Origin of the sequence: Faecalicatena contorta (genome assembly GCF_021531895.1) — a bacterium.
Lineage (GTDB): Bacteria > Bacillota > Clostridia > Lachnospirales > Lachnospiraceae > JAFBIX01.
On sequence record NZ_JAFBIX010000083.1, the window covers coordinates 1 to 590 of the forward strand.

The following is a 590-nucleotide window of genomic DNA, read 5'->3' on the forward strand; positions in this document are numbered from 1 at the left end:
TATGGACGAAAGAACATATCGAAGCCCACTTCTTAACCTGCTTTGTTGCACTTACGCTCATGAGAATCCTGGAAATGAAACTCGAAAACAAGTACAGTTCAGGACGAATCATCGAATCACTTTCAAAAGCAGAATGCGATCTTCTCCAACAGAATTATTATTACTTTGTTTATTATGATGAAGTATTAAAAGATATCGGAAAAGTAACTGGAATTGACTTTTCAAAGAAAATCCGAACACTGGGAGACATCAAACAAGAACTGGCAAATACAAAAAAGAAATAAATCAACAGCGTACTTACGCAGAAACCTTCCTTATTCTGCTTGATTAACAGTTTATCTATCTTGGTTCCGTTGTCAAGAATGCAAAGCACCAAAGGCCTGTTCTTGACAACGGAACCAAGATAGATATCATACAGACAAGCAGAACAAGGAATAGAACCGCCATAGTATGACCAAAAAAATTTCACTTTTTTCATTCCAAAGGAAAAAACGCCATGAAAATATGACAAAATGGCAAACCCGCCAGGCCCTGTATTTATTGGGCTTGACGGGTATTTTATACTTATTTTCTTGCAAAAGTCAGGATAT

Annotated in this window: 1 pseudogene; it reads left to right on the forward strand. The window is 36.6% G+C overall.

From position 1 onward, the window contains the following. Window positions 1-284 (forward strand): annotated as a pseudogene (locus JQM81_RS13540) (IS1634 family transposase); the annotation flags it as partial. Window positions 285-590 lie beyond the last annotated feature (306 nt).